21 protein-coding genes are annotated in these 25,939 nt (G+C 70.3%); 8 read left to right on the top strand and 13 right to left on the bottom strand.

Features of this window, described 5'->3' with window-relative positions; genetic code table 11:
* Positions 1–29: 29 nt before the first annotated feature.
* On the top strand, positions 30–3,968 hold the full coding sequence (locus tag ACXIZN_RS07940; RefSeq protein WP_457953304.1) for an alpha-(1->3)-arabinofuranosyltransferase: 3,939 nt from the start codon (positions 30–32) through the stop codon (positions 3,966–3,968).
* Here the strand turns inward: ACXIZN_RS07940 and ACXIZN_RS07945 are convergent.
* Complete coding sequence (locus ACXIZN_RS07945; RefSeq protein ID WP_457953305.1) at positions 3,936–4,874, bottom strand: hypothetical protein; 939 nt, start codon at positions 4,872–4,874, stop codon at positions 3,936–3,938. The genes ACXIZN_RS07940 and ACXIZN_RS07945 overlap by 33 nt on opposite strands.
* 120 nt (positions 4,875–4,994) lie before the next feature.
* The gene (locus ACXIZN_RS07950) at positions 4,995–6,194 is read right to left on the bottom strand and encodes a lipopolysaccharide biosynthesis protein (RefSeq protein WP_457953306.1); all 1,200 of its coding nucleotides are present in this window, start codon (positions 6,192–6,194) and stop codon (positions 4,995–4,997) included.
* A gap of 69 nt (positions 6,195–6,263) precedes the next feature.
* Here ACXIZN_RS07950 and ACXIZN_RS07955 point away from each other — a divergent pair, with 69 nt between their 5' ends.
* From ACXIZN_RS07955 to ACXIZN_RS07965, 3 genes are read left to right on the top strand one after another with little or no spacing between them, the layout of a single operon-like run.
* A complete protein-coding gene (locus ACXIZN_RS07955) occupies positions 6,264–7,955 on the top strand; it encodes a hypothetical protein (protein ID WP_457953307.1) in 1,692 nt (563 codons plus the stop codon).
* Between the two features lie 3 nt (positions 7,956–7,958).
* On the top strand, positions 7,959–8,138 hold the full coding sequence (locus ACXIZN_RS07960; RefSeq protein WP_126736791.1) for a DUF2613 domain-containing protein: 180 nt from the start codon (positions 7,959–7,961) through the stop codon (positions 8,136–8,138).
* 4 nt (positions 8,139–8,142) lie between these two features.
* A complete protein-coding gene (locus ACXIZN_RS07965; protein WP_457953308.1) occupies positions 8,143–9,204 on the top strand; it encodes a hypothetical protein in 1,062 nt (353 codons plus the stop codon).
* Between the two features lie 123 nt (positions 9,205–9,327).
* Here ACXIZN_RS07965 and ACXIZN_RS07970 read toward each other — a convergent pair whose 3' ends face one another.
* Positions 9,328–10,470 carry a glycosyltransferase family 4 protein gene (locus ACXIZN_RS07970; protein ID WP_457960477.1) on the bottom strand — a complete coding sequence of 381 codons (1,143 nt, stop codon included), beginning with the start codon at positions 10,468–10,470 and terminating at the stop codon, positions 9,328–9,330.
* A 163-nt stretch (positions 10,471–10,633) separates the two neighbouring features.
* Here ACXIZN_RS07970 and ACXIZN_RS07975 point away from each other — a divergent pair, with 163 nt between their 5' ends.
* Positions 10,634–11,332: a methyltransferase domain-containing protein gene (locus ACXIZN_RS07975; RefSeq protein ID WP_457953309.1), complete on the top strand. Its 699-nt coding sequence runs from the start codon at positions 10,634–10,636 to the stop codon at positions 11,330–11,332.
* Here the strand turns inward: ACXIZN_RS07975 and ACXIZN_RS07980 are convergent.
* Entirely contained in the window at positions 11,326–12,360 is a 1,035-nt protein-coding gene (locus tag ACXIZN_RS07980) for a DUF3068 domain-containing protein (RefSeq protein ID WP_457953310.1), read from the bottom strand. The genes ACXIZN_RS07975 and ACXIZN_RS07980 overlap by 7 nt on opposite strands.
* A gap of 224 nt (positions 12,361–12,584) precedes the next feature.
* Here ACXIZN_RS07980 and ACXIZN_RS07985 point away from each other — a divergent pair, with 224 nt between their 5' ends.
* On the top strand, positions 12,585–12,968 hold the full coding sequence (locus tag ACXIZN_RS07985) for a hypothetical protein (RefSeq protein WP_126736792.1): 384 nt from the start codon (positions 12,585–12,587) through the stop codon (positions 12,966–12,968).
* Here the strand turns inward: ACXIZN_RS07985 and ACXIZN_RS07990 are convergent.
* On the bottom strand, positions 12,965–14,137 hold the full coding sequence (locus ACXIZN_RS07990; RefSeq protein ID WP_457953311.1) for a PucR family transcriptional regulator: 1,173 nt from the start codon (positions 14,135–14,137) through the stop codon (positions 12,965–12,967). The two genes, ACXIZN_RS07985 and ACXIZN_RS07990, sit on opposite strands and share 4 nt — an antisense overlap.
* 60 nt (positions 14,138–14,197) lie before the next feature.
* On the bottom strand, positions 14,198–14,635 hold the full coding sequence (locus tag ACXIZN_RS07995) for a MarR family winged helix-turn-helix transcriptional regulator (RefSeq protein WP_457953312.1): 438 nt from the start codon (positions 14,633–14,635) through the stop codon (positions 14,198–14,200).
* Positions 14,636–14,672: 37 nt separating this feature from the next.
* Between ACXIZN_RS07995 and ACXIZN_RS08000 the strand changes: the two genes are divergently transcribed.
* A complete protein-coding gene (locus ACXIZN_RS08000) occupies positions 14,673–15,194 on the top strand; it encodes a hypothetical protein (protein ID WP_457953313.1) in 522 nt (173 codons plus the stop codon).
* Here ACXIZN_RS08000 and ACXIZN_RS08005 read toward each other — a convergent pair.
* The 5 genes from ACXIZN_RS08005 to ACXIZN_RS08025 all read right to left on the bottom strand — a co-directional run bounded on the left by ACXIZN_RS08005 (position 15,184) and on the right by ACXIZN_RS08025 (position 19,024).
* Positions 15,184–15,963: an SH3 domain-containing protein gene (locus ACXIZN_RS08005; RefSeq protein WP_192741737.1), complete on the bottom strand. Its 780-nt coding sequence runs from the start codon at positions 15,961–15,963 to the stop codon at positions 15,184–15,186. The genes ACXIZN_RS08000 and ACXIZN_RS08005 overlap by 11 nt on opposite strands.
* 95 nt (positions 15,964–16,058) lie before the next feature.
* A complete protein-coding gene (locus tag ACXIZN_RS08010) occupies positions 16,059–16,748 on the bottom strand; it encodes a sigma-70 family RNA polymerase sigma factor (RefSeq protein ID WP_457953314.1) in 690 nt (229 codons plus the stop codon).
* A gap of 136 nt (positions 16,749–16,884) precedes the next feature.
* Positions 16,885–17,388, bottom strand: coding sequence for a hypothetical protein (locus ACXIZN_RS08015; protein ID WP_457953315.1), 504 nt, complete (start codon positions 17,386–17,388; stop codon positions 16,885–16,887).
* Between the two features lie 98 nt (positions 17,389–17,486).
* On the bottom strand, positions 17,487–18,107 hold the full coding sequence (locus tag ACXIZN_RS08020) for a hypothetical protein (RefSeq protein ID WP_457953316.1): 621 nt from the start codon (positions 18,105–18,107) through the stop codon (positions 17,487–17,489).
* Positions 18,108–18,154: 47 nt separating this feature from the next.
* Positions 18,155–19,024 (bottom strand): alpha/beta fold hydrolase, encoded by an 870-nt coding sequence (locus ACXIZN_RS08025; protein WP_457953317.1) that lies wholly within the window; start codon positions 19,022–19,024, stop codon positions 18,155–18,157.
* 118 nt (positions 19,025–19,142) lie between these two features.
* Here ACXIZN_RS08025 and ACXIZN_RS08030 point away from each other — a divergent pair, with 118 nt between their 5' ends.
* The gene (locus ACXIZN_RS08030) at positions 19,143–22,226 is read left to right on the top strand and encodes a BTAD domain-containing putative transcriptional regulator (protein WP_457953318.1); all 3,084 of its coding nucleotides are present in this window, start codon (positions 19,143–19,145) and stop codon (positions 22,224–22,226) included.
* A 1-nt stretch (position 22,227) separates the two neighbouring features.
* Here the strand turns inward: ACXIZN_RS08030 and ACXIZN_RS08035 are convergent, their stop codons facing one another.
* Both ACXIZN_RS08035 and ACXIZN_RS08040 read right to left on the bottom strand, forming a co-directional pair.
* The gene (locus ACXIZN_RS08035) at positions 22,228–22,518 is read right to left on the bottom strand and encodes a hypothetical protein (protein WP_457953319.1); all 291 of its coding nucleotides are present in this window, start codon (positions 22,516–22,518) and stop codon (positions 22,228–22,230) included.
* Positions 22,515–25,910, bottom strand: coding sequence for a TM0106 family RecB-like putative nuclease (locus ACXIZN_RS08040; RefSeq protein WP_457953320.1), 3,396 nt, complete (start codon positions 25,908–25,910; stop codon positions 22,515–22,517). Before ACXIZN_RS08040 ends, ACXIZN_RS08035 begins: the two co-directional genes overlap by 4 nt.
* Positions 25,911–25,939 lie beyond the last annotated feature (29 nt).

Here is a 25,939-nt window from a genome sequence, read left to right on the forward strand (position 1 = left end):
TAGCCACGTTTCCGCCTAGTATCTACCGGATGGTAACCCCCGGGGCGCTTGTGAAACGGCCGAGCACGTGGATCGTGCTGGTGCTCACCGTGCTGTCCTTTGTGCAGCGTCCCGGCAGGACGACGTTCGACACGAAACTCGATCTGGCCGTGGATCCGCTCGCCTTCCTCGGCCGGGCGCTGCACCTGTGGAATCCCCAGGCGACGGCGGGGGAGCTGCAGAACCAGGCGTACGGCTACCTGTTCCCGATGGGACCGTTCTTCGCGCTGTGCCAGGCGGCCGGGATCCCGGTGTGGATCGCGCAGCGGTTGTGGTGCGCGATCCTGCTCGCGGTCGCCTTCGGTGGCGCCCTGCTGGTGGCCCGCGCGCTGAAAATAGGGAACGAACGTACTCGGCTGATCGGAGCAGTCGGTTACGCCCTCGCGCCGAGGATGGTCACCGAAATCGGTTCGCTGTCCTCGGAAATGCTGCCCGCCGTCCTGTTGCCGTGGGTGCTGCTGCCGCTGATCCTCGCCGATCGCGTCGGCTCGCCGCGCCGTGCCGCCGGGTTGTCCGCGCTCGCTGTCCTGTGCATGGGCGGGATCAACGGCGCGATGGTCGTGATGGCCCTCGTGCTCCCGGGGTTGTGGCTGCTGACCCGGAAATGGCGGAGCACGCATGTCGCGCTGGTCATCTGGTGGTTCGTCGTCGTCGTCGGCGTGGTGCTGTGGTGGTTCCTGCCGCTGGTGCTGCTCGGCCAGTACAGCCTGCCGTTCCTCGACTACATCGAATCCGCGACCAACACCACGGCTCCGATGTCGTTGTTCGAGGTGCTGCGCGGCACGAACCAGTGGGTCGCCTACGTCGTGCAGGGCACGCCGTGGTGGCCGTCGGGCTGGGCGCTGATCGACAATCCCGTGTTGATGGCGGCCACCGGGCTGGTGGCCGCGGTGGGGTTGCTCGGCCTCGCGAGGCGTGGCCTGCCGGAACGGCGTTTCCTGGTGCTCGGGGTCCTGACCGGGCTGACGCTGCTGACCGTCGGCTATGTCGGGACGCTCGACAGCCCGCTGGCGGAACCGGTGCGGCAGCTGCTCGACGGACCGCTCGCACCGCTGCGGAACGTGCACAAATTCGAACCGGTGCTGCGACTGCCGTTGATGCTGGCGTTCGTGCACGGCATCACGAGCGCCGCGCCCGCGCTCCGGCGGAATCTGCGTCCGGCGCTGGGCGCCTTGCTGGTGGTGGCGATGGCCGCGCCGGTATGGCTGCTGACGTTGCGGCCCGGGCCGGGCTGGGACGAAGTGCCGGGATATTGGTACGACGCGATGGGACACGTCGCCAAGACCGACGCGACGGCGCGCACGCTGCTGCTGCCCGCGACCGGATTCGGCGAGTACGGCTGGGGCCGCACGGTGGACGAACCGGCGCAGGCCATCGCGGACAGCCCGTGGGCGGTGCGCAACCAGGTCCCGTTGGGTTCGGAGGGCAACACCCGCCTGATGGACTCGATCGACGCGGCCCTGGCCGACGGCCGGGGGGATCCCGGGCTCGCGGCGCTGCTCGCGCGATCGGGTTACCGGTTCCTGGTGCTGCGCGGCGACATCGACCGCGCCAAGGTCGGCGCGCCCGATTTCACGACGTTGCGCGCCGGGCTGGCGGGTTCGCCGGGGATCGAGAAGTCGGCCCAGTTCGGGCCGCTGGAGGTCTTCGAGGTGAAACGGCCGGTGCCGCTCGTCACCGCGACGTCCGCGAAGGACGTCCCGACGGTGAGCGGTGGTCCGGAGAACCTGCTGCCGCTGATGAACTCCGGGCAGCTCGACCCCGGCACGCCGACGGTGCTGACCGGTGACGGCGGTTCGCCGTCCGGGCCGAGGCTGGTCACCGACGGGCTGCGGCGTGCCGAACGCAACGTCGGCGGGGTGCGGGACAACCTGAGCCAGACACTGACCGCCGGGGAATCCGCGCGGCAGCAACGAGCCGCGCTGGACGTCTTGCCGTTTCCCGGCGAGCAGCACCAGACCGTGGCCGCGTACCGGGGAATCCGTTCGGTCGACGCGTCGACGGCGGCTTCGTTCGCGGACGCGTTCGGTGGTTCGGACCCGAGCCACCAGCCGTTCGCCGCACTGGACGGAGATCCGCGCACCGCCTGGCATTCGTCGAGTTTCACCGGTCCGATCGGCGAATGGCTCGAAGTCGAGCTCGATACGCCGAGGCTGGTGAATTCGGTCGATCTCGCGATGGTCGACGACATCCGCGTCGGCTGGCCGCCGACCCGGATCCGGATCACCACGGACAACGGTTCGGTAAATCACCAGGTCGTCCGGGGCGCGGGGGCGCACACCTACCCGGCACCCGCCGGGGTGACTCGGAAGGTGCGGGTCACGTTGCTGTCGCTCGTGGTCGGCAGGCAGGACGGCAACGTCGGGATCTCGGAACTGAAGATCCCCGACGTCGACCCGCAACGCGCTCTCGAAGTCCCCGCGGACCTCGGCCCCGGTGCGGCGCCGGGCTTCGCGTTCACCCGGGGCCCGCAAGCGCGTTACGCGTGCGTGCCCGATGGAGGGCGCGTCCGCTGCGATGCCAACGCGGGCCGCGACGGTGAAGAACCGGACGGCATCCGGCGGCTGTTCTCGACGACGTCGCCGAGCGCCTACGAGTTCGGCGGCACCGTGCTGCCTGCCGGCGGCGGCCGGTTCCCGGTGACGTTGCCCGGCGTGCAGGTGTCGGCGACCTCGCAACTGGGCGGGGATCCGTCGGCGAGCGGATTCGCCGCGGTGGACGGGAATCCCGCGACCACCTGGCTGCCCGACGTCACCGACCTGCGGCCGGCGCTGACCCTGGACTGGGCGAAACCCCAGACGATCTCGGGGATCCGCGTCGCCGCCGACACCGGCGCGCCCGCACGGCTGGAACTGACCACACCGACGTCGAGCCGCTCCGTCGAGCTCGACTCTTCCGGCGCGGCGACGTTCCCGCCCTTGGAGACTTCGCAGCTGAAGATCGCGTTCGCCGGTCTCGACGACGACCAGCGGACGCGGCATTCGCTGGGCATCGGGAGCCTGTCCCTGACCGGGGCCGAACTTCCCGCCCCCGCTGAGGAGTTCACGCTGCCCTGCGGATCGGGTCCGAACGTCCGCCTGGACGGCTTCGACTACGACACTTCCGTGCGCGGCACCCTCGCCGACTTCGTCGCGCACCGGCCGCTGACGCTCTCCGCGTGCCCCGATTCGGCGGGCGGCGTCGACCTGGCGGCGGGCGGGCACGAATTGCGGACCGAGCGATCCGAGTCCTTTGTGGTCCAAGATCTGTGGCTGAAACCCGCCGGTCGGACCGTTGCGCCCGCCGCGCATCGCGCCGTCACAGTGGAGTCCTGGGACGCGACGTCCCGCTCGGTCACCGTGGCGGGCGGCGACGAGTCCATTTTGGCCGTTCCGGAGAACGCGAACGCGGGCTGGACCGCTTCGTTGAACGGGACTCCGCTGGTGAAGACGCGTGTCGACGGCTGGCAGCAGGCGTGGATCCTGCCCGCCGGCTCCGGTGGCGTCGTGAAGCTGGAGTTCGCCCCGGACTGGAAGTACCGGTCGGGTCTGCTGATCGGGGCGGTCGCGATCCTGCTGGTGCTGATCGGTGCCCTGTGGCCGGTCCGGCGGCGACGTGTCCCGGTCGAGGCGGGCTCCGGACGAGTGGTCCCGGTGGTGCTCATCGGGTTGCTGGCCGTCCTGGGCGGAATGCTGCCGATCGTGCTGCTGATCGCCGTCCTGCTGGCCCGCCAGTTCAGCGAACGCGCGCCGCGGTACCTCGCTTTCGGCGGCATGGTCGTGGGAACGCTCGTCGCGGTGGTGGGGCGGCTGCTGGGGCACGGGCAGGAGTGGGCCTATGGTCCGGTGACGCAGGCTTCGCTGCTGCTGGCGGCGGCGGCGATGATGGCGACTTGTGTGCCTTGGTTCGCTGGACGGTCACCCGAGACGGACGTCGGGCCGCGGTCGTAGGCGTGCGCTGTCCAGTGCCGCCCGGAGCTCGGCCATGACCCTGCCGGGTTCCGAACGCAGCCGGGACGGCAGCGTCTGGAGAACGACGATCCCGGCCGCGGCATAGCGGGCGTTGCGGGCGAGGGTGTCCCGAAAGCCCGCCTCTCCCGCGTGGTGCCCGAGGGAATCGATTTCCCAGGCGAAGCCCAGTTCGTCGCACCAGCCGTCCGGCTGCGCGATGTAGGTGCCGTCCGCGGCGAAGATCTTGACGTTCCAGCGGAACTCGGGGAGATCCGATCGCTGCCAGAGCCGCCAGGCATCGGCTTCGGCGACCGACCGCGCGCCGCCCAGGATCAGGGTCAGTGCGCGACGCAGGAGTGCTTTGCCTGTTCGGCCTTCGGCGAGCTCGTCGGAGAGAGCACGCGGGAGGCAGAAACCTCGCTGGACGGACTCGGCCATCATCGCCGTGATCGCGTCCCTGTCCGGTGTCCTTCGCGCCGCGTCGATCACCGCGCGGGGGACAGGAGCGGTCGGGACGCCGCCTCGCGGTCTGGATTTCGGGATGCGCCGTGTCCTTTCGACGCGGACGAAGCCGCAGTTCGTGACCGAGCGTTCCGCGGGAACGAGGATGTGGACCTCCTGGCTCTCCGGAAGGCAGCGCAGCCCGTATCGCTGCAAGGCACGTACACCGGTCAGTAGCGAGCCGGGGCCGCAATGCAGCAGCGCGGCGTGAATCTTCTGCTCGTCGGTGGGCTCGCCGTTCTGGAGCAGCACTATGCCGGGCAGCAGCATCCGCCACGTCCCGCCGGGCCCGCAGCGTCGCGAGATCGTGCTCCGCGATACTCCGATGGTCTCGAGTTGTTTCGCCGCGATCACCGGTGGACCGTCGATGATCAATGGGTGGCGCGCCCACTCGCCTCTACGCACCGGATCAGCATGGAGCCGACCACCGACAGAACCCGGCGCCTCGGCTTCGTGACCGGACCTTTCACGCGCGACTGTGTGGATTTTGGTGCGTTGGATGACCAGAAATCCACACAGTGCCGCTCAAGCGCGACGCGACCGCCACTCCAACACGGCGCCGGACAAGGCCAAACCCCCGGCACAGCAAGCGGCGACGGTCACCACCTGGACAGCCGAAGAGTGCAGCCAGGCGGTCACCAGCACCGTCTCCACCACCACGGTCGTCCACATCAGCAAGGTCACCCGCCGGTCACCGGCGGCGAGGCGCGAGAACAGCAGGATCTGCACCAGCGCGAGCATCGAGCCGGCGAGGGCGAACGGCCAGACCGGCATGGTGCTGGCGGCGTAACCGGAGCCGCCGATGAACGAAAGCAAGCGCGACCCGAAAACGAGAGACACGAGAAGGACGAAGGCGTCGAGAGCGGCGCAGACGGCCAAGGCGACCGGCAGGATGCGGCGCCGGTCGTCGCCGTTCGCGAAACGCGGGAGCACCAGCACACCGACGGCCTGGGGGAGCCAGTAGGCGATCTTCGTGACGATCGCGCCGAGCGCGTATTCACCGGCCTCGGTCGCGGGGAGGGTGTGGCGCGCCAGCACCAGGTCGAGGTTCACCAGCAGGACCAGCGCCAGCATCGCCTGCGCCGCGTGCAGGACTTCGCCCGCGTGCCGGCCCGTCTTTCGCGGGCGCTGCCGTCCACAGAGGATCCAGCCGCAGAAGATCACCAGGTACGAGCCGATCGCGGTCCCGGCCAGCGCGCCGGTGGCATCGCCGCCGATGAGCAGGCCGATCAGCGAGCCGCCGACCTTGCCCGCGCCTTCGAGCGCCATGAGCCCGGCCAGCCGGGTGAAGCGGCCGCTGCCCTGGAGCAGGCCGTGGAAGAGGCCGAGCAGCGTCAGCGGGCCGAGCGTGACGGCGAGCAGGAGCGCGGGCACCACGGAATCCAGGTGCAGCACGAAGACCAGCACCGGCGCCAGTAGCAGCCCGATGGTCGCGACGATGGCGCTCGTGGTGAGGCCGAGCGCGAGCAGTGTCCCGCTGTCCTGCGGTTTGCGGGCCACCCGCAGCGCGACCACGGTTTGCAGCCCCATCGCGGGGACGACGCCGATCACCAGTACCGCCAGCAGCGAGCTCAGCTCACCGAACGCGCTCGGAGCGAGCAGGCGGGCGGCGACGATGCTCAGCACGTAGGCGCCGGCGTTGTTGGCCGCCAGCACCAGGGAAACGAGGATCGCCGCGACACGCTTGTCGGTCCTGGTCTGTTCGACCTCGACGTCTACGCTCAACAGAGCTCCCATTACCGGCGAGTAATCTCCGCGACCATAACCGTGATCGCGGCGGAAAGGGAAGAGCAGTTGGACGCACGGCGTGAACGTCTCGTACTGGCCGCGGTGTCGGCCGCGCTGGCGACGCTGGTGTTCCTGCCCGTGCTCGGACGCGGCTTCGTCCTGAGTTACGACATGGTGTTCGCCCAGCGTCAGTCGCTGATCCCGGACGCGCTCGGGCTCGGGTCCGCCCTGCCGCGATCGGTCCCCGCAGACGCCGTGATCGCGCTCGCGACAGCCGTGGTTTCGGGTGACATCGTCCAGAAAATCATCTTGCTGCTCTCGCTGTTCTTTGCGGCATACGGGGCAGGTCGGCTGGTCCCGACGGAGCAACTCGGTACGCGGATCGTCGCGGCCACCGGTTACGCGTGGACGGCCTATTTCGCGGAGCGGTTGTTCATCGGGCATTGGCCGCTCCTGCTGACCTACGCCTGCCTCCCGTGGATCGTGGGCGCCGCGGTTTCCCTGCGCCGGAACGAACCGAGGGCGCTCGCGGGACTGGTGCTCGCCTGCGCCCCCGCGGTGCTCACGCCACCCGGTGGTGTGCTGGCCGCGCTCACCGCGATCGCGCTGGCCGGACCGCGGAAACTCGGCCACACCCTCGGTCTCGCCGTCGTGCTCAACCTGCCGTGGCTCGTCCCGGCGTTCCTGCACGACGGCGGCACGCTGTCCGATCCCGCCGGGGTGCCCGCCTTCAGCGCCCGCGCGGAAAGCTGGGGCCCGGCGATCCTGAGCGTGCTCGGGCTCGGCGGGATCTGGAACGGTGACGTCGTTCCCGGCAGCCGGGGCGCGCCGATGGCCCCGGTGCTGATCCTCGTCACGGTCGCCGTGGCACTGGCCGGGCTCCGCCCCCTCGCGCGAAAGTGGGGGACACCGCCGGCGAGAGCGTTGCTGCTGCTGGGAGTTCTCGGTGTCGTGCTCGCCGCCCTGGCGACACTGCCGTTCGGCGAGCCCGTGCTCTCCTGGGCGATGGGGCACGTTCCCGGCGCGGGTCTGCTGCGGGACGCGCAGAAATGGGTGGCCTGGTGGGCGCTCCCGGTGGCGCTCGGGTTCGCGCTGGCGGTCGAAGCCGCCGCCGCACGCCTGCGGACCGGGGCGGCACGCAGGGCGATCGTCGCGGCCGCCGCGCTCTTTCCCTTGCTCACCATGCCCGATCTCGCCTGGGGCGGCTGGGGAAGGCTCGAAGCGGTGCGCTACCCGGCGGACTGGAGCGAGGTGCACCGCGTGCTGGCGGAAGGCGACCGGCCCGGCGACGTCGTCGCGCTGCCGCTGTCCACGTTCCGCAGTTTCGCCTGGAACGACCATCGGACCCAGCTGGACCCGGCGCCACGCGCGCTGCCCGAGACCGTCCTCGCCGACGACACATTGCGCGTCGGCGGTGAGGAGATCGCGGGCGAGGATTCCAGAATGGACCGTGTCCGCGCCGCGAAGTCGCCGGAAGAGCTGTCGGCGGCGGGAATCGGCTGGATCCTGGTCGAACACGGGACCCCGGGGCGGATCGACCCGCGGTTGCTGACCGGCGCGCAACCGGTGTGGTCCGGTGATTGGCTCACGCTTTACCGCACTCCCGGTGAGCCCGCGGTGACCGGGACGCGATCACCGATCCCTGTGGTGCTGGCAAACGGAGTAGCGCTGGTGTCGATCGCGGTCGCACTGTTGTGCCTCAAGTTACCGGTGCGTACATTGAGCCGACGCAGGAATTCCCTGTCTCGGAAGGAGTAGGTCTTGGGCACCCTCATCGGCGCGGCCGCCGCCGTAATCATCGGGCTCGCGACGGCCGCGGGCGGGAGTTACGCGCTGACGACCACCGCGGATCCGGACGCCGCACCCCAGGTGCAGGCGAAGATCAAGGAGCAGTTCAACCCGAACTCGAGCCCCGAGCACGTCATTTACGGCAACCGCTGAGCCGGTGTCCGAGCTCGCTTCCGACCACGCCGGCCGGGTCGTCGGGCTCTACGGCGACCCCACCGTTTCCTGGAGCATCCTCCTGGAAGCGAGGCTGTCTTCGTCGCTGACACCGGAAAAGGCGCGGATGCGGCTGGCGGTCGCGGTCGAGGAACGGCCGTGGCTCGGCGCCGCTCCCGAGGTCTTGGCCGTGTCCGGCGAAGAACTCCCGGCGATCCGCGATCGTTTCGCCGAGACCTCGTACGAGCGCGGCGCGCCGTTGCTCCGGGTCGCGGTCGGCGTCGACGAACCCGTCGTGCTGATCGCCGCGCACCACGGCGCCCTCGACGGGCTCGGCCTGCTCGCCGTCCTCGGGCTGGCCCTTGACGTCCCGATCTCGTCCGCCGCCAAGGGAATCGGCGCCCGCACGGCCGATCGATCGTTTCTCGTGTCCGCCTTCCAGCGCCTCGCTGAAGCGCTTTTCGCGCCTCCGGCGAGGATCACCCCGGAACGGGCCGAAAGTCGCCCAGGGGACGTGTTCAGCGCGAGGATCCTCCCTCGCTCGCGGTTCGGTTCCTCGGCCTTCGCGGCGGCAGCAGCCAACTTGACCGAGACGTGGAACGCCCGGCACGGCGAGGAAGCCGTCAGAGTGGTCGCCGCGGTCGGCGCGTCATGGCGCAGCGGAGCCGCGCCGGAACCCTTGCACGACAGCGCGTTCTTCCGGTTGAGGCTCGGCGGGAAACCCACGGTCGCCGAGGTGGGCGCGCTGCTGGCCGCCCAGCCGCCGGAACCCGATTTCCCCGCCCGCAGCAGCAGGATCGCCCGGCTGGGCACCCGGCTGCTGGCGAGCAGGCTCGGTTCGACCTACCTGGTTTCCAATCTCGGCGTCGTCTCGGCGGCGGACGCGGTCACCTCGATCGCGTTCTATCCCGCCGCCAGCGGCCGCTCAGGCGTGGCGTTCGGCGCGGTGACCGTCGGCGAGACGAGCACCGTCACCGTGCGCGCACGCCGCAAGGACTTCGACGACGCCGCCACGGCCGACCTGGCCGACGGGCTCGTGGAAGCGCTGCGGCGTCAGTGTCTGTAGGTGAACCCGCGTCCGCGATCGACGTCGACAGGGCGCGACCTGGTGTTCCGGGTCGCGAGAATGGTGAAGGCGCCCTGCCGCCGCGATAGCGGGGCCTTCGGCCGGGCGGGTTCACGCCTGTGGTCACGTTCCGGACAAAACCTCAGCTCCGCCAACAGGCATCAGCACCCGGGGATGGGGGATGGCCACCCCGGCCACGTCGCGCACGAGTGATTCGAAGCGGTTCACGCTGTGTTCCCAGTCGAACAGGCCTGCCCAGGTGATGCCTGCCTTGCCCATCTCGTCCCGCCGTGCGCGGTCGGCGAGCAGTCCCTCGACCTGCGCCGTGAAATCGGCGAAGTCGTCGGCCAGCAGCCCGGTCTTGCCCTCCACAATGGACTCGGCCACCCCGCCGGCCGACCGGTAGGCGACCGAGGGCACGCCGTGCGCGGCGGCCTCCATGATGACGATTCCCCAGCCTTCCTTGACCGACGGGCACAGGTGCAGCCAGGACCGTTCCAAAATCTCGTGCTTCTCGTGCTCGTCGACCCAGCCGTGCAGCCGGACGCGGTCTTCGACGCCCCGGTCGCGGGCGTGCTTGCGCAGGACCTCTTCCCATGGACCTTGGCCCACGATCTCGAGCCGGAGCGTCGGCCAGCGACGGCTCAGCTCCGCGACGACGTCGATCGCGTGCTCGATCCGCTTGTGCGGTACCAGCCTGCTGACCGCCACCAGCGTCGGCTCGGGTTCGCGGACGGCCTTGCCGCGCGGGGGAGTGTCCAAGCCGTTGGGTACCACGGTGATCCGCGAGCCTTCGACGCCGAGTCCGGCCAGTTCGCCCTTGGTGATCTCGGAAACCGTGGCGTAGCGGCAGTGCCGGAACAGCCACGGCGCCAGCCTCGACTCGATCCACCAGCCGATACGGCCCAGTGGCTCGCCGAGCGCGCTGATCCACTGTTCCTTGTGGACGTGGTGCACCAGCACGAGAACCGGGCAGCCCGCGACGAGCCTGGCGAAGAACGGCATCCCGTTCTGGACGTCGACGACGAGGTCGGCGTGCGCCTTCCGGATCGCCCGGAGTGCGTGGAGGTAGACGCCGAACTTGTTGCCACGGCGGCGATAGCGGACGCCGTCACGCCATTCTCCCGCGTTCGCGCCCGGGTATGCCGCGCACTGGATCTCGACTCGGTATCCGGCCTTGGCGAGCCCTTCGGCCATCCGCTCGACGTACCGCTCGGAGCCGCCGCCCTCCGGATGCCCGGTGTCGCGCCAGTTGACGAGCAGCACACGTGGCCTTTCCATCGTGGTTCTCCCAACCTGTTAGCGACAATGCTAGGTTACCGGTGCGTACACGGTAGATGAATCATTCTCGGAAAGCGATGGTTCGATGGTCGGTAATCGGTCGGTGACTCCAGCAACGATGCCTCATCGCGCCACTTTGCGCAGATCGGTGACGTTGTTCCGGGCTTTTCTCACCGAACAGACGGATCCGGACGGTTTCTACTCGGTGCTCGCCGGCGACTCGGTCCGCCAATTGGCGCAGCACACTCCGTTGAACGGACGGACCATCGTCGACGTCGGTGGCGGGCCGGGCTATTTCTCCGACGCGTTCCGCGCCGCCGGAGCCACGTATCTCGGCATAGATCCCGACGTCGGAGAGCTGACGGCGCGCGGAGAGGCCGGGGAGAACATGGTCCGCGGCAGCGGGACGAAACTGCCGGTGCGCAGCGCATCGGTGGACGTCTGCTATTCGTCGAACGTCCTCGAACACGTTTCCGAACCCGAGGTCATGCTGGCCGAGATGTGCCGGGTGACCAAACCCGGCGGCACGATTTTCGCCTCGTTCACACCCTGGTATTCGCCGTGGGGCGGCCACGAGACGGCGCCGTGGCATTTCCTCGGCGGCCACTACGCCCGGCGGCGTTATCTCGAAAAGAACGGCAAGGAGCCGAAGAACAAATTCGGGGAGAGCCTTTTCGCCTTTTCGGCTGGCGCGGCCATCCGGTGGGGGAAGGCCGCGCCGTACGCCGATCTGCAGGAGGTCTATCCGCGCTACCACCCCTCCTGGGCCCAGTGGATCGCGTATGTCCCCGGTGTCCGGGAAGTCGCGTCGTGGAACCTCGTGATGGTGTTGCGCAAGCGTCAGTGACGCGAGGGGGCGGGGCGCCGCTTCACCAGAAGGAAGACGCCGAGCGCGAGGAAGGCGGCTCCACCGGCCCCGAGCACGATCGGCCCGGTGCTGCCGATGAAGTCCAGCTTGCCCTTGTTCTCGTCGACCTGCTTGACCATCGCTTCGACGGTCGCGTCGGTGAAGGCGAGCTTGCCGTCGAAGACCACCGTGGGCGTGGGATTCGCGGCCGACCGCAGTTCCTGGTGCGACTGCTGCTCCTGCTTGACCTGGATGCCCGTCACCGGCTCGATCCAGCTCGTGATGGTGCCCTGGTAGAACTGGCCTGCTTCGACGGAGTCGCCGGTGGCGCCGATGAGCGAGCCCGGCACCTTCTTCGTCGAGATCTTCGTGGCGGGGATCTCCTGGACGAACTTGTAGACCTCGACGCCCTTGATCTCCTCGACACCCTTGAACCGGGCCTGGACGGCGCGGCCGGTGTTGTCGTCGTAGACCTGGTAGTCCTTCTGCTCGGTGCCGAAGGGGAACTTGAAGTTCAGGCCGGGCTGCGGCTTGTACTCCTGGACCTCCTCGGGCTTCTCGCCTTCTTTTTCGGGCTTGTCCTTGAGTTTGGTGACGAAGCTGCTGTTGGCCGAGCACTTCGCCTCCTGGTCGCCGCCCGGCGGGACGTAGCCTTCCGCGGTGCGGCGGTCGAAGCAGACCTGGCGTTTGCTCGCGCTGACCACGGTCTGGTCGCTCGTGTCGACGACCGAGACGGCCATCAACCAGACGGCGACGTCCGTGCCCTCCCGCATCTCCGGTGGCGCGAAGTTCGCCACCACGCGGGCGGTCGCCTTCAGCTTGGCGTCGTCGCGGATCTCCGTGACGGTCTTGCCGTCCACGGTCTTCACCGCGAGCACCTTGGAGGCGGTGCCTTCGAGGATCGACGTCGATTCCTGGTTCAGCGGCACCTTGGCGAGTTCGGGTTTGACGTAGGTCGGCAGCAGCACCGCGCCGGCGATGGCGAACACCCCTAGTGCCAAGAAGATCAGGCTCAACGCTCGACGCAACGGTCCTCCTGGTGAGACACATTACCCATCGGTAATCAGTCGCCAGATACTGGCCCGCCCGCCGGTCAGCGTCAAAGGTGTGACCGAGGGTCACAGGAACGTCGTGCCACCGGAAGGCGGTACGCGCGCCGCCATTCGGCGTAAGCAGCCAAACATGTTTGTTCCCGGGAACAACGTGAGCGGGACCACCATCGGACGACTTCCGGTGCGTGGAAAGGAACTCTGTGCCGCAGGACCCGAACGATCCCCGTGCGCTGGACATCGGCGCCTACTCGGATTCGATCACCGACGTCGAGCTGCGCGACGCCGTCGCCGACGTCGCGGCGCTGCTTTCGTTGCACGGCAACGTGATCCGTGATCTCGACGCCAGGAGATCACGGTGGCGGCCAGGGCGGCGGTCCCCGCATCCCGACATCGTCCTGTCCGCGGCCGGCAGACGTCCACAGTGGACGAGGTCGGCGAATCCCGAGGTGACCCTGCCGGTCGCCACGACCGCGCGCGGCCGGACCCTCGCGGTGCGGCTCACCGCGCGGCCCGGTCTCGGGCACACGCTGCTGGACCTCGCGAGGATCATCGACGCCGACATGGCGCCGGACAGAAAAGCTTAAGCGTCCGCCAGCCGGACCGCCTCCAGCGCGACATAGAGCTCGCCGACGTCGACCGGGTCTGACAGGTCGCGTCTGGTCAGTTCCTGCACGCGGCGCAGCCGGTAGCGGACCGTGTTCGGGTGGACGAACAGCCGGTCCGCGGCCTCCTTGGCCGAGCCGTGCCCGGCGAACCACGCGACCAGCGTGTCGAGCAGGACCTGCCGCTCCGCCTTGGGCAGCACCAGGACCCCGGTGAGCACCGAGCGCAGGACGTCCCGCGACATCTCCGGCGCGCTCGCGACCAGCGTGGTGACCGGGGAGTCGCCGAAGACGGCGACACCGGCGGCGCCGGTGGTCAGCGAGCGGCGGGCGATCCGGGCCCGGTGGACCGCGTCCGGTACCTCGAGGAATCCGTTGAACGGCCTGCTCATCCCCACCGCCAGCGGCAGGGTGCCCAGTACGTCGCGCAGCCGCCGGACGTCCTCGACGCGGTCGATCACGACCAGGCCGACCTCGGCGCCGGGCCGCCAGGCCGACTTCCAGCGCCGTGCTCGCAGCAAGGCCTCGACGCCGGGGCGTTCGTCCGCGTCGACGGGCTCGGTCACGACGGCGACGAACGTGCCCGCCGCCGGAAGGCCGAGATCCTTGGCGGCGTTCTCGAGTTCGGTCTGGGTGGCGAAGCGGCCGTGCAGCAGGCCGTCGAGCAGGGCGAGCTTCTCGTGGGAGAGTTCGGCGGCTACCTCGCTGTACGCGGTGGTCAGCGCGTCGGAGTAGAGGTCGATGGTCTTCCACACGTTGGAGTTGATCTCCACCGTGCGGGCGGGGTTGATGAAGCCGGGGCCCGCCAGCTCCAGCAGGCGTTCGTAGACGAAGATCCCGCCGATGCGGAACGCGCGGAGCACGGACGGCAGCGGAATACCCTGCCTGGCCTGCGCCAGCCCGGTCTTGCGGGCCGCGTCGAGCGGGAGCCCGCGCCCCTCGACGAGGGCGGTCAGCGCACGCTCGAGGTTGGCCCGGCAGACCTTGCGCAACTCGTCGGGCGCGGTGCTGTCGACCTGGTGATAGAACTCGTCCTCGTCGCTGAGGAGCTGGGCGAGGCGGTCACTGAACTCGGGCAGCCGGGTGAGCATCGCCTGCATGAGCACACGCTGCTCCCGGGGTGCGGGAGTAGCGAGAGCTTCGGTGCCCATCCGTCAACTCTAACCCGCATCCGTGGCCGCTTTTTATCACGATGCGACGAAAGGGCGGTTTCACGAGCTGAGCGCGGTTGACAACCTGCGCAGGGTGTCGCGGGCTTGCCGCAGCTCATCGGGGGTGACACCGCTGTCGGCGAGCAGGTCGCGCCGCCGGGATCCGCTCGCGACCCACAGCCGCTCCAGCAGCCGCGCGCCCTCGGGCGTGATGGCGTACAGGGGTGAGCGGCGATGTGCCGGATTCGGTTCCGCGCGAAGCTGGCCCGCCTCGGTGAGGTCGTCCGCGACGCGTTGCACGGCTTGGCGGACCTGGCCGAGCCGTCGCGCGATGGCGGGGACGGCGAGCGGTTCACCGGACACCGTGCTGAGCACGTGCCAGCGGGCGACCGTCGTGCCCTGTCCGGCGGCCTCCCGCTCGCTGATCCGGCGGCTCAGTCCCGCCAGTTCGTAGACGTCGGCGATCAGCAGCCGGTAGTCGTGGACGAGATCGGTCATATTTGACAGCATACTGTCAAATAGTCATCCTGGCCGGATGGACGTCATGGAACGGATCGCCGCCGTCTTCACCGCCCCGGGGCCGCGTCCCGAACTCGCCGGACGGCTGGCCGTGTTCGAGCCGCTGATCGGCAGCTGGGACCTCGTGGTGCACAACTACGCCGAGGACGGGACCGTGCGGACCGTCGACGGGGAATGGCATTTCGGCTGGGCGCTCGACGGCCGCGCGCTGGCCGACGTGTGGATCAGCCCCGCCAGGGCGAGCCGGCGTGACGGGTCGGACGGGGAGTGGGGGATGAGCCTGCGCTTCTACGACGAAAGGGTCGACGCCTTCCGCTCGACCTGGCTCGGCCCCGGCAACGGCTGGGTGATCCCGTTCCTCGGCAAACCGACCGAGGACGGCTTCGAGATCGAAGCCGACACCGACGGCGTCCGGCGCCGGTGGATCTTCTCCGAGCTGACCGGTGAGAGCTTCTCGTGGCGGGCGGAGGAAACGCTGCCGGACGAGGACCCCTTCGTCCGGCAGCGTTTCGAGGCCACTCGCGCGATCAGTGGTTGATCTTGAACCACGGCTGCGACCAGCCGAGATAGGTGTAACCCCACGCGTTCTTGATCTCCGCGATGGTGGTCTCGGTGAAGCTGCCGGGGCCGTGGATGTCGTTCGACAGGAACTTGCCGCCGCCGATGGAGAACATCGCGTGCCCGGTGCCGCCGTTGCTGAAGAAGGCGAGCCCGCCCGCGGGGACCTGGGTGTCACCGGGGTGCTTGAACGAACCGGGGATCTGGGTCCAGTGGACGTAGGCCGTTTCCGAGCCGCTCGCGTTCCAGCCGTAGGCCCACGCGTTGATCCGGTCGCACCAGCGGTAGTAGTCGGGGTCGTTGTGGGTGTGCACGTGCGCCTTCGCCCACGCGATGGCTTCGGCGCAGGTCCGCGGGTTGCCGGTGCCGGCGGTGGAGCAGGAGAGGGTGCTGCCGGCGCAGTCCGGGGCGACCCGGCCGTCCGAACCGGTGTAGACGTAGGCGTCGCTGATGTAGCCGCCCTTCGACGGCACGTAGTCCCAGATGTCGGTGGTGCCGTACTTCCCGGTCACGGTCGAGCCGTTCGTCTGGCAGTCGATCGTGACGGCGGTGCCGCTCGCGACGGTGCCGACCGAACTCGCGCTGGTGCTCGGGCTCGACCGCACGGTCACCGCCGCCCCGGAGTCGGTGTTCACCGTGCCCGTCGCCGCGAGCGCCTCGCCCGCGCCGCCGAGCATGATCGCCCCGGCGAGGGCGATCGTGCCCACCGCGCCGGTCATGCCTCTGGCGATCCTCGATCGGATCTTCATCTCTGTCCTCCAGTGGTTTCCCCGAATAGGGGGACAGGATGGTGGATCGCCGTACAAGGCACGTACAAGAAGTCGATCGTCCGAAGTGGACGGTTCTATACCGGGACGAGCTCCGGTTCGGCGGCTGGTCCGATGATCGGGACATCGGTCGCGTACCGGGCGTTCCGCTCGGTGAGCAGCGCCCGAAGCCGCGCGAGCGCGCGGAACTGGGCCGCGCGGACCGCCCCCGCGCTCGGCAGGCCGAGCCGTTCGGCGGTCTCCTCGGCCGAAAGCCCGAACACGAACCGGAGCGCGAGCACCTGCCGGTGCGGCATCGGCACTTTCGCCAGCAGGACGCCGGCCTGCAGCCGGTGTTCCAGGCGTTCGATCTCGTCCGGGTCGCGGCGGGCCCAGAACGGCAGCCCGTCCTCGATCTCCGGGACGGAGGCGACCGGTTCGCGGGAGCGGCGGCGGTGCAGATCGGCCACCTTGTGCCCGGCGATCCCGAAGACGAACGCGAGGAACCGGTCCGGGCGGTACCGGTAGCGGGGCAAGGCGATCAAGACCGCCTGCAACACCTCCTGCGCGCAGTCCTGTGCGTCGCAAGCGCCCGTTCCGCCGCTTCCGAGCCTGCTCGCGCAGTAGCGGAACACGTGCGGGCAAAGGAAACGGCTCAACTCGCGGATCGCGTCCGGATCACCGGCCACGGCCGCCCGGACCACCCGGCTGTCCGGGTTGGGCAGCCGTCCCGCCGTTGCCGCGGCACGGGAATCCGCGGGGACCGTCGATGGCGCTACCTCGTCCAAGTCTGCACTCCTGGTTCAGGGGAACTGCCGCCAAGGTGCGCCCGTCATCGGGGGCCGGGACTTCGTGCGCGGTTGTCCAGCTTGCCGTTCCCCGCGAGGGATGTCCACACGACGGGCCGGAAGTCATCCGAACCGCTCAATGTCTACTGTGGACACCGGCGGACGCGACCTTGAAGCAGGACAGCACCGGGGGATAGGCGGTGGTGTCGGTGCTGAGGAGATCCGACGTCCAGACCAGGCAGTGCGCGAGCACCTGGATCCGCTGGTCGAGATCGGCGTTCTCGCAGGCCTCGCCGATCTGGTCGGCGCAGGTGTCCCGGTCGTCGCGGACGTTCGCGGCGATCGCGCGGACGATCGCGGCCACGCCAGGGTCGAGCCGGTCCGGCCGGACCGTCATACCCGCGTGATCCCGCAGGCGCAGGGTGAAGGGTTCACCGATCCGCAGCGACCGGCGGCGATCCTTGGCCGCCAAGGAGAACGTGTCGACCAGCCGTCCGACGACGTCGCCGAACGCCGGTGCGCGCCGGGTGGAGGAAGCGATGGAGACCAGTGCGGTGGCGAGCTGGTCGGCTTCACCCGATCTGGTGAGCGAAAGGAGATCAAGGGCGACGGTGTGCGCGCGTTTGGCAGTGGGTGTCATGTCGGGCCCCTCGTTCGTCGTGCCGACTCCCGATACCCCGGGTAACGAGCGTTAAACCCGGATTGGGGCGGGTAGCGGTCCGGATTGCTCCGTTCGGCTCAGCCCGTTGGACCCTCTCCGACGCTCAGGTAGCCGCGCACGGCGGTGACGACCTGATCCGCGCGAGACGGTTCGAGGTTCCGCACCCATACCTCGAGGGCGTCGAGAAAACCGGCGAGATCCCGATTCACGCCTTGGAGAAGGCCAGGGAGGTCCTGACGCCGGATCTCCAGCCGCCGTCCGTCGGGTGACCCCCAGTCCTCGTCGTCCGTGTCCGGCCAGAACCGGATGATCTCGCCGTCGAACTCGAACACCGACCCCGGCCCATGACCGAGATAGGGTCCGTTCCCGTCCGCCAGCCCGTACCAGTCCGGCCAGTCGGTCAGGTCGGCGCAGCAACCCGGAGTCACGGCGATGCCCTCGGCCTCGAGCTGCAGACCGCCGGGGAGGAAGGTGCGCTCGAGCCGTATCAGCTCGTCGAACGCGGTCCCGAGGTCGGGCCGGCCGAGCTCACCGCTCGTGCTGTGCCCGAGCAGGGAGAGCACGACCGCGCCGACGTCGTCGGAGGGCATTTCGCGGTGCAGGGGGATCCACTCGCCATCGTGGCCGCGAAACGGCCACAGCGCGAAGGACGAATAGCTGGGCGGCAAGGATTCCACCACCGGAAAGAGCCTGGGCATGGGGTGACGATAGGGGCCGTGACCCTGTCGGAGCCACGGCCTTTCGCCTAGCGCGTGAGCAGGTCCCGCAGCGCCTTCACCACCTCGGCCGGTGATTCCTCGGCCATGAAGTGCCCCGCCGTCACCGTCCGGTGGTCCAGATCCGCCGCCCACGCCTGCCAGAGCGCGACGGCGTCGTAACCCAGTGCGGCACCCCAGTCCTGCTGGAGCACGGTGAGCGGCATCGTGAGCCGGTTGCCCGCCGCGCGATCCGCCTGGTCGTGCTCGACGTCGATGCCTGCCGACGCGCGGTAGTCGGCGACGATCGAGGGCACCGCGTTGCGTGACGCCTCGAGGTACGCGGCCCGGACGTCGGCGGGGATCGCGTCGCCGCGCTGGGTCCACGCGTCGAGGAAGTGACCGAAGAACGCGTCGGGCGCGGCGCCGATCAGCTGCTCGGGCAGGCCGGGCGGCTGGGCCATCAGATAGAGGTGGAAGCCCACCGCGGCCGAGGTGCCGTGCAGGACGTCCCACATGTCCAGCGTCGGCAGCACGTCGAGGATCGCGAGATGGCTGACCTTGTCCGGGTGGTCGAGGCCGGCGCGCAGCGCCACCAGCGCGCCCCGGTCGTGCCCGGCGAGGGCGAACCGGTCGTGACCGAAGGCCTTCGCGACGGCGACGACGTCGGCCGCCATCGAGCGCTTCGAGTAGGTCTCGCCGGTGTCGGCGGGCTTGTCGCTTTCGCCGTATCCTCGCAGGTCAGGGCAGAGGACGGTGTGGTCGGCCGCCAGATCCGCCGCGACGTGCCGCCACATGAGATGGGTTTCGGGGAAACCGTGCAAGAGCACGATCGGGCTGCCCGTCCCGGCGACGGCGACGTTGACCGCCACACCGTCCGCGACGGGCACCCGCTGGTAGTCGAATCCGGTGATGCGCATGGGTACCTTCCTGGTCGTTCAGTGACGATCGTCAGCGTCCCCGGCCCGGATCAGCACCCGGTCAGCGGCGGCCGAGCGGCCGGGGCACGATGATCACCGTCGAGGCGAGGAGGTGACGATGCGGTTCGGGGTGCTCGGCCCCCTCGTGGCCGAGGACGACGGCGGTGAGGTCGGGCTCAAAGGGCCTCGGCACCGCGCGGTGCTGGCCAGGTTGCTGATCGCCCGCGGCCGGGTCGTGCCGGTGGAACGCCTGGTCGACGACCTCTGGGAACGCCCGCCCGAGGGCGCGGTCGGCGCCGTGCAGACGTTCGTCGGTGCCCTGCGCCGGGCGCTGGAGCCGGATCGCGCGCCCCGTGAGCCAGCGCGGCTGCTCGTCACGGTCGCCCGCGGCTACGCCCTGCGCGCCGATTCCGTCGACGCTTGGGACTTCGAGGACGCCGTCGCCGCGGCCCGTGAACTGCTCGACACCCGGCGGCCGGACGCGGCACTGTCGCAAGTGGACACCGCGCTCGCGCTCTGGCGTGGTCCCGCGTACGCCGAGTTCGCCGAGGAAGGCTGGGCGGTCGGCGAAGTCTCCCGCTTGACCGAACTCCGTTCGCTGGCGGGAGAACTCCGTGCCGAGGCGCTCCTCGCGCTCGGACGCGCCGCCGAGGCGGTCCCGGAGCTGGAACCGCTGGTCCGTGAACATCCGTTGCGGGAGAACGGCTCCCGGCTGCTGGCGCTCGCGCTGTATCGCGCCGGGAGGCAGGGGGACGCGCTGGCGGTGTTGCGCACGACGCGCGAGCACCTCGCCGACGAACTCGGTATCGATCCCGGCGCCGCCCTGCGGGAGCTGGAGGCCGACATCCTGGCGCAGGCGCCCCGTCTGGAGCCTTCCGCGCCCGAGATCGCCGAGCGGCCGCTGGTCGGACGCGACGCGGAGCTGGCCGAGCTCGAAGAAGCCGTGACGCGGTCGCGGCTGGTGCTCGTCTCCGGCGACGCCGGGGTGGGGAAGACCGCGCTCGCCGAGGCGTTCTCCGCCCGTCTCGCCGCGCGGGGCTGGACCACGGCCTGGGGGAGCGATCCCGACGACGAGGGCGCGCCACCGGCCTACGCCTGGACCCGGATCCTGGCCACACTCGCCGAAGCCGGGTACGGCCCGGCGCCGACAGCGGAGCCGGGGACCGAAGACCCACTGGCCGCCCGCTGGCGGTGGCATCGCGCCGTCGCGTCTCATCTGTCCGGCGCGGCGCCGCTCCTGCTCGTCCTCGACGACCTGCACTGGGCGGGCGAAGAGACCTTGGCGCTGCTGACCTCCGTGCTGGCCGAGCCGGTCTCGATCATCGCGACCTATCGCGGCATCGACCCGCCCGCCCGGCTGACGGACTTCCTCGCCAAGGCCGCCCGCCACGAGCCGGCGCGGATCTATCTCGGCGGCCTGCCCGAGAGCGAAGTCGCGGGCCTGGTCCGCGCCACAACCGGGGAAGAGATCGACCCGGCCACCGCCGCGGTGCTTCATCGGCGCACCGGCGGGAACGCGTTCTTCGTCCGTGAACTCGCCCGCCTGCTGGCCACCGAGGGCGCGGCCGCCTTGGACGCGGTGCCGCCGGGCGTTCGCGATGTCGTCCGGCACCGGGTGGACGCGCTGCCGGGTGACGTCGGCGGCGTGGTGCGGCGGGCGGCGGTGATCGGGACGGGCGTCGATCTGGACGTTCTCGAAGCCCTGGTGGGGAAGACCGCGCTCGACGCCGCAGAGATCGCGGTCCGGCGCGGATTCCTGACCGAGCGGGCGCCGCGCCGGTTCCGGTTCGCGCACGCGCTCGTGCGGGACACGCTCTACCACGATCTCTCCCGTTCGCGGCGCGCCCGCGAACACGGCGAGATCGCCGAGGCGCTGGAAGGGCTCCGCCCGGACGACGTCGACACCCTGGCGCACCATTTCCTGCTGTCGGGGGAGCACGACGACGGTGCCGCGCGGTACGCGCAGGCCGCCGCCGAACGCGCCGAAAGCCGTTTCGCGCCAGTGGAAGCGGCGCGACTCTGGGACGCCGCACTCACCGCGTACGACCGCTCCGGCGCCTCAGACACGGCGAAGCGGCTGGAGCTGATCATGGGCAAGGCCCGCGCTTCGGCCGTCGCCGGCGGGCTCGGCCAGTCGCGGCGGCATCGGACCGAAGCGTTGGAACTGGCGGAAAAGCTGGACGATCCGCTGCTGACCGCGCGGGTGATCGGTGCCTTCGACGTCCCCGCCAGCTGGACCGAGAGCGACGACCGGGAACTCGCTTCCCGGATCGCGGAAACCGTCGAGCGCACCCTCGCCTCCTTGCCCGCCGAACGCGTGGCCGAGCGGTGCCGCCTCCTGGCCACCCTCGCCGTCGAACTGCGGAACGCGGGCGGCCGGCGGGCACGCGAGGCGGCCCGGGAAGCCGAGACGATCGCGCGGACGCTGGAAGATCCCGCTCTGCTGGCGTTCGCGCTCAACGCCCGGTTCCTGCAGTCCTTCGACCGCGCCGGTCTCGCCCCGGAGCGGGCCGCGATCGGTGCCGAACTGGTCGACCTCGCCACGCGGCACGGGCTCGTGACGTTCGAGGTGCTCGGGCATCTCGTGCTCCTGCAGGCGAAGAGCGCGCTCGCGGATTTCGCCGCCGCGGACCGGCATGCCGCGTCGGCGGACGAACTCGGGGAGCGCTACGGCCTTCCGCTCGTCGGCGTGTTCACCCGGTGGTATCGCGCGATGCGGACCGCGATGACCGGCCCCGGTGGGGAAGCCGCCTATCGCGCCGCCGCGGCGGGTCTCGCGGGAACCGCCATGTCCGGTGTGGACAACGGGATCCTCGCGCTCGCCCTGTACTGCGACCGGCTCCAGCGTGGTTTGCCGCCCGAAGCGCTGGAGGACGACTACGGCGCTTACGAAAGCTGGTGCCGCCCGGTGCTCCCGATCCCGGATTCGCCACGGGATCTGCTGTTCGAGGCCCGCGCCTGTCTGCACGCCGTCGTCGCGATCGAACTCGGTGACCGGACGACGATGGAACGCCTCTACGCCGAGCTCCTGCCCGCCGAAGGAGAGATCGCCGGCGCGGGGAGCGGGATGCTCACCCTCCGCCCGGTCGCGTACTACCTCGGCGAGCTGGCCACCGCCCTCGACCGGCGGGAAGCGGCCGCCGAGCACCATCGGAAGGCGCGGGCCATCGCGGCGAAGGCCGGTTCACCGCATTGGGGTTAGCTCACTGCTCCCGCATCGCGCGGCGGATCTCGGCCAGCTTGTCCTTGGCGGCCTTGTCCCGGTCGGCGATCTTCTTGTCCAGCGAGGCGACGTCTTCCTTGCCACCGAGCCCGGCGAGCTCGGTCGAGCCCAGCGACGTCGTGTAGCGCTGCTCGATGCGGTCCCGCACGTGGTCGAACGAGGGCACGCCGCCCTCGCTGTAATCCGGCTCCGGGACCTCGACGGGCGCGGTCGGGCTCTCCTCGACGATCTCGGCGTCGAGGATTTCCTTGTCCGGTTTGTTCTCGGTCATCGTCCACTCCGTCCTGCGTGCCACGGCACGGCTTCGGTCATCAACCCGAGCATGCCCGAAACCAGCCGCATCTGGTCGACCGTGCGGATGTCGGCTTCGACCAGCCGCGGCGAGCAGACCACGATCGCGAGCGCCTGCGCCCGCGAGAGCGCCACGTTGAGCCGGTTGCGGGAGAGCAGGAAGTCCAGGCCACGCGGCAGATCGACCGCCGAGGACGAGGTCATCGTGGTGATCACCACCGGCGCCTCCTGCCCCTGGAACCGGTCCACGGTGCCCACCCGGACACCGGGGTGCCCGGCCTCGTCCAGCGCGCGGGCCACGACCCTGGCCTGCAGGTTGTACGGCGCCACGACCAGGATGTCCTCGTCGCCGAGCGGCCGGGGCTCGCCGTGATCGGTCCAGGCGCGGCCGTGGAGTTCGGCGACGAGGGCGGTGACCGCGTCGGCCTCCTCGACCGACCGCGTCGTGTTGCCGTGGTGGTCGACCTCGGCGAGGTACAGGCCCGCCTCGACCCCGTCGATCGCCCGCTCGGCGGCCGAGGGATGCGAGTGCAGGCGGCCCGCGTAGGACAGCCGCGACACCGGCGCGCAGACGGCCGGATGCATGCGGCGGGTCTCGTCGAGGAAGTACCCGAGCTCGGCCGGGATGATGTCCGCCTCGCCGATCAGATGCCCCAGCGCGGAGGCTTCGGCGCCCGCGGGATGCGTCCCCTGCACGACCTGCGGCAACTGCTGCGGATCGCCCAGCAGCAGGAGATTCTTGGCGCACATCGACACCGCGAGCGCGTCGGCGAGGGCGAACTGGCCCGCCTCGTCGATGATCAGCAGGTCGAAAGGCTCTTCCCGGATCGCGGCGTTCGCGAACGTCCAGGCCGTCCCGCCGACCAGATGGCCCGTGTCGTGCTCCTCGCGCCATTTCACCAGCGCGGGATTGGTCTTCGGCTGCTCCCACGGCGCCGCCGGATCCGGGGTCCGCTTGGCGCGTTTGGCGCACGGCAGATCCGGCGCGTTCTTGAGCGCGGCGGACAGCACGTTCTCCACGGCCTTGTGGCTGGTCGAGGTGACGGCGATGGTCTTGCCCGCGCGCACGAGTTTCGCGATCAGCCTGCCTGCCAGGTAGGTCTTGCCCGCGCCGGGCGGGCCCTGGACGGCGAGCGTGGAGCCGTCGAGCGCCTCGACGGCCTCGATCACCGTGCTCACCAGGTCCGTCCCGGGTTCGGGCAGGTCCCGGTCGTCGCGCAGCCGCGGTGACGCACGCCGGAGCAGATCGACGCCGGGATGGGCGGGCAGGGCCGGCAACCCGTCGACGACGAGGCGGGCGAGATCCGCGACCGCGTCGTCCTTCGGGGAGGGACGGACCGGGCTCCCGGGCAGCACCGCGACCGGCCGGTCGGCGGTGGTCTCGTCGGGCGGGCAGCTCTCTTCTAGGGTCAGCTCGACGGCGGTGGCCGAGACGACCTTCGCGTCCCGCGCGGCCGCTCCGTATCGCAGGCGGACGTCGTCGCCCGGGGCGAAGGGATGTGGCCGGTCCGGGTCGCAGCGGAGCACGAGCGAGCGTTTCGCCTTGCGGACCCGCCCGGACGGCGGCACCCATTCCCCGGCCTCCAACGAGATCGGGACGGTGCAGGCATTGTCGGTCTCCAGATCGCCCAGCGGGGCGGCCAGCTGGCGGAAGTACTCCCACCACGCCGGATTCGTCTCGCGGCGGTGGTAGCCGACGGACGCGGCCAGCAGCGCGCGGGCGCGATCCTCGCCGGTGAACTCGGCCGGATCGTCGGGAAGCCCGTCCAGCAGCGGATCGACCAGCGCGGCGAGCTGCGCGGCGCGTTCGGCGCGTTTCTGGGCGGCGACGTCCTCTTCGGTCTGGCGGAGCAGAGCGTCCACATCGGACTCTTCGGGCGGCTCGGCGAGCGCGATCCCTTCCTCCACACGGACTTTGTGGAGGAATTCGAAAAGCCGCAGCGTGGAGACGCAGTCGTATTCGTTGTAGTCGCTGATCCCGCGCAGCACCTCGTCCGCGTGTTCGGTCTCGCCGGAAGCCGTGAGCGTCAGGTACTCCTCGTAGGCCTCGATGCTCGAAACCGCCGTCTTGACGTCGCCGTCACGGGCTTCGGGCATGTAGAGCGGTTCGAGGTACTTGATCGAATACGACCGCTGCGAGACCCGGAGTGCCTTGCGCACCACGGAATACAGGTCCACCAGGCCGCCGCTGCGCAGCAGATGGTCGACGGCGTCCTCGCGGGTCCCGTGCACGGCGGCGAGCCGCTTGATCGCGGTGACCTCGTACGGGGCGTAGTGGTAGACGTGCGAGCCGGGATGCTCGGCGAGCCTCGCGGTGGCGAAGTCGACGAACTCCTCGAAGGCCCGTTTCTCCTGCGACCGGTTATGCGCCCAGAACGGCGTGAACTTCGTGCCCTCTTCGGCGGTCACGGCGCCGAAGAGGTATTCGAGCCCTTCACCCGCCAAGGCGTACGGGTCACCTTCCATGTCGAAGAAGACGTCGCCCGGGGCGGGCGGCGGAAGTTCGGCCAGCGCGTCCGGATCGATGACCTCGTAGGCGATCTGCCCGGTGGCGTCCTGCCGGACCTGGATCGCGGCCTGGGCGCGCAGCGTGGTGAACGACGTCGCCGAGATGTCGCGCGGCCGGTCTTCGGGTGCGGCGGCCGCGAGCGCGTCGATGGTGCCGAGGCCCGCGGCGACGAGTTTGCGCCGCTGGTCGCCGCGCATCCCCGCGACCAGCGAAAGATCGCGATCGGCCTCGCGGGCGCTCGCGCAGTGCGCGGCGTACGAGCAGCCACCGCACGCGGGCCGCTCATCGGCCCACAGCGGGACCGGCAGCGTCGGCGGCCGGTCCCGCAGCCGGGCGCGGAGCCGGTCCACCAGCGGGAGGAAGTCGTCGACGCGGAACGAACGCGTGCTGTGATCGCCCAGCAGCAGATGCATCCGCGGACCGGCGGGCCAGCCGGCCCGGCGCAGCGCGTCGGCGTACGCGGTCAGCTGGACGACCGCGGCGGGCTTCGCGTGCCTGGCCAGCTTCGTGTCGTAGACCTCGTAGCGGCCTTCGTCGTCCCGCATCAGGAAGTCGGCGCGGCCGGAGAACTCACCGTCATGGAAGACGGCCTGGTAGATCACCGGCGCACCGGCCCGTAGCGCTTCTTCGGTGGCCTTCGCGGCGACGACCGGGTCGCGTTCGTCGATCTCGACGACGGTGCTCCGTTCACCGCGCAGCTTGTCCAGCGTCGCGGCCTCGTGCGCGCGCCCGTGCGTGACCGCCAGCTGATCCGGCCCGGAGCCCGGCCGCGGCGCCCCCGGGAGGCCGGCGGCCAGCGCCTGGTTCAGGAGGCTGCGGTGCTCGCATTCGAGCAGGTCGGCGAGATCGGACGGGGTGTACATCGCCCGGGAGTCTCGCACGGACTCCCGGA

This window comes from Amycolatopsis sp. TRM77291 (assembly GCF_054166285.1).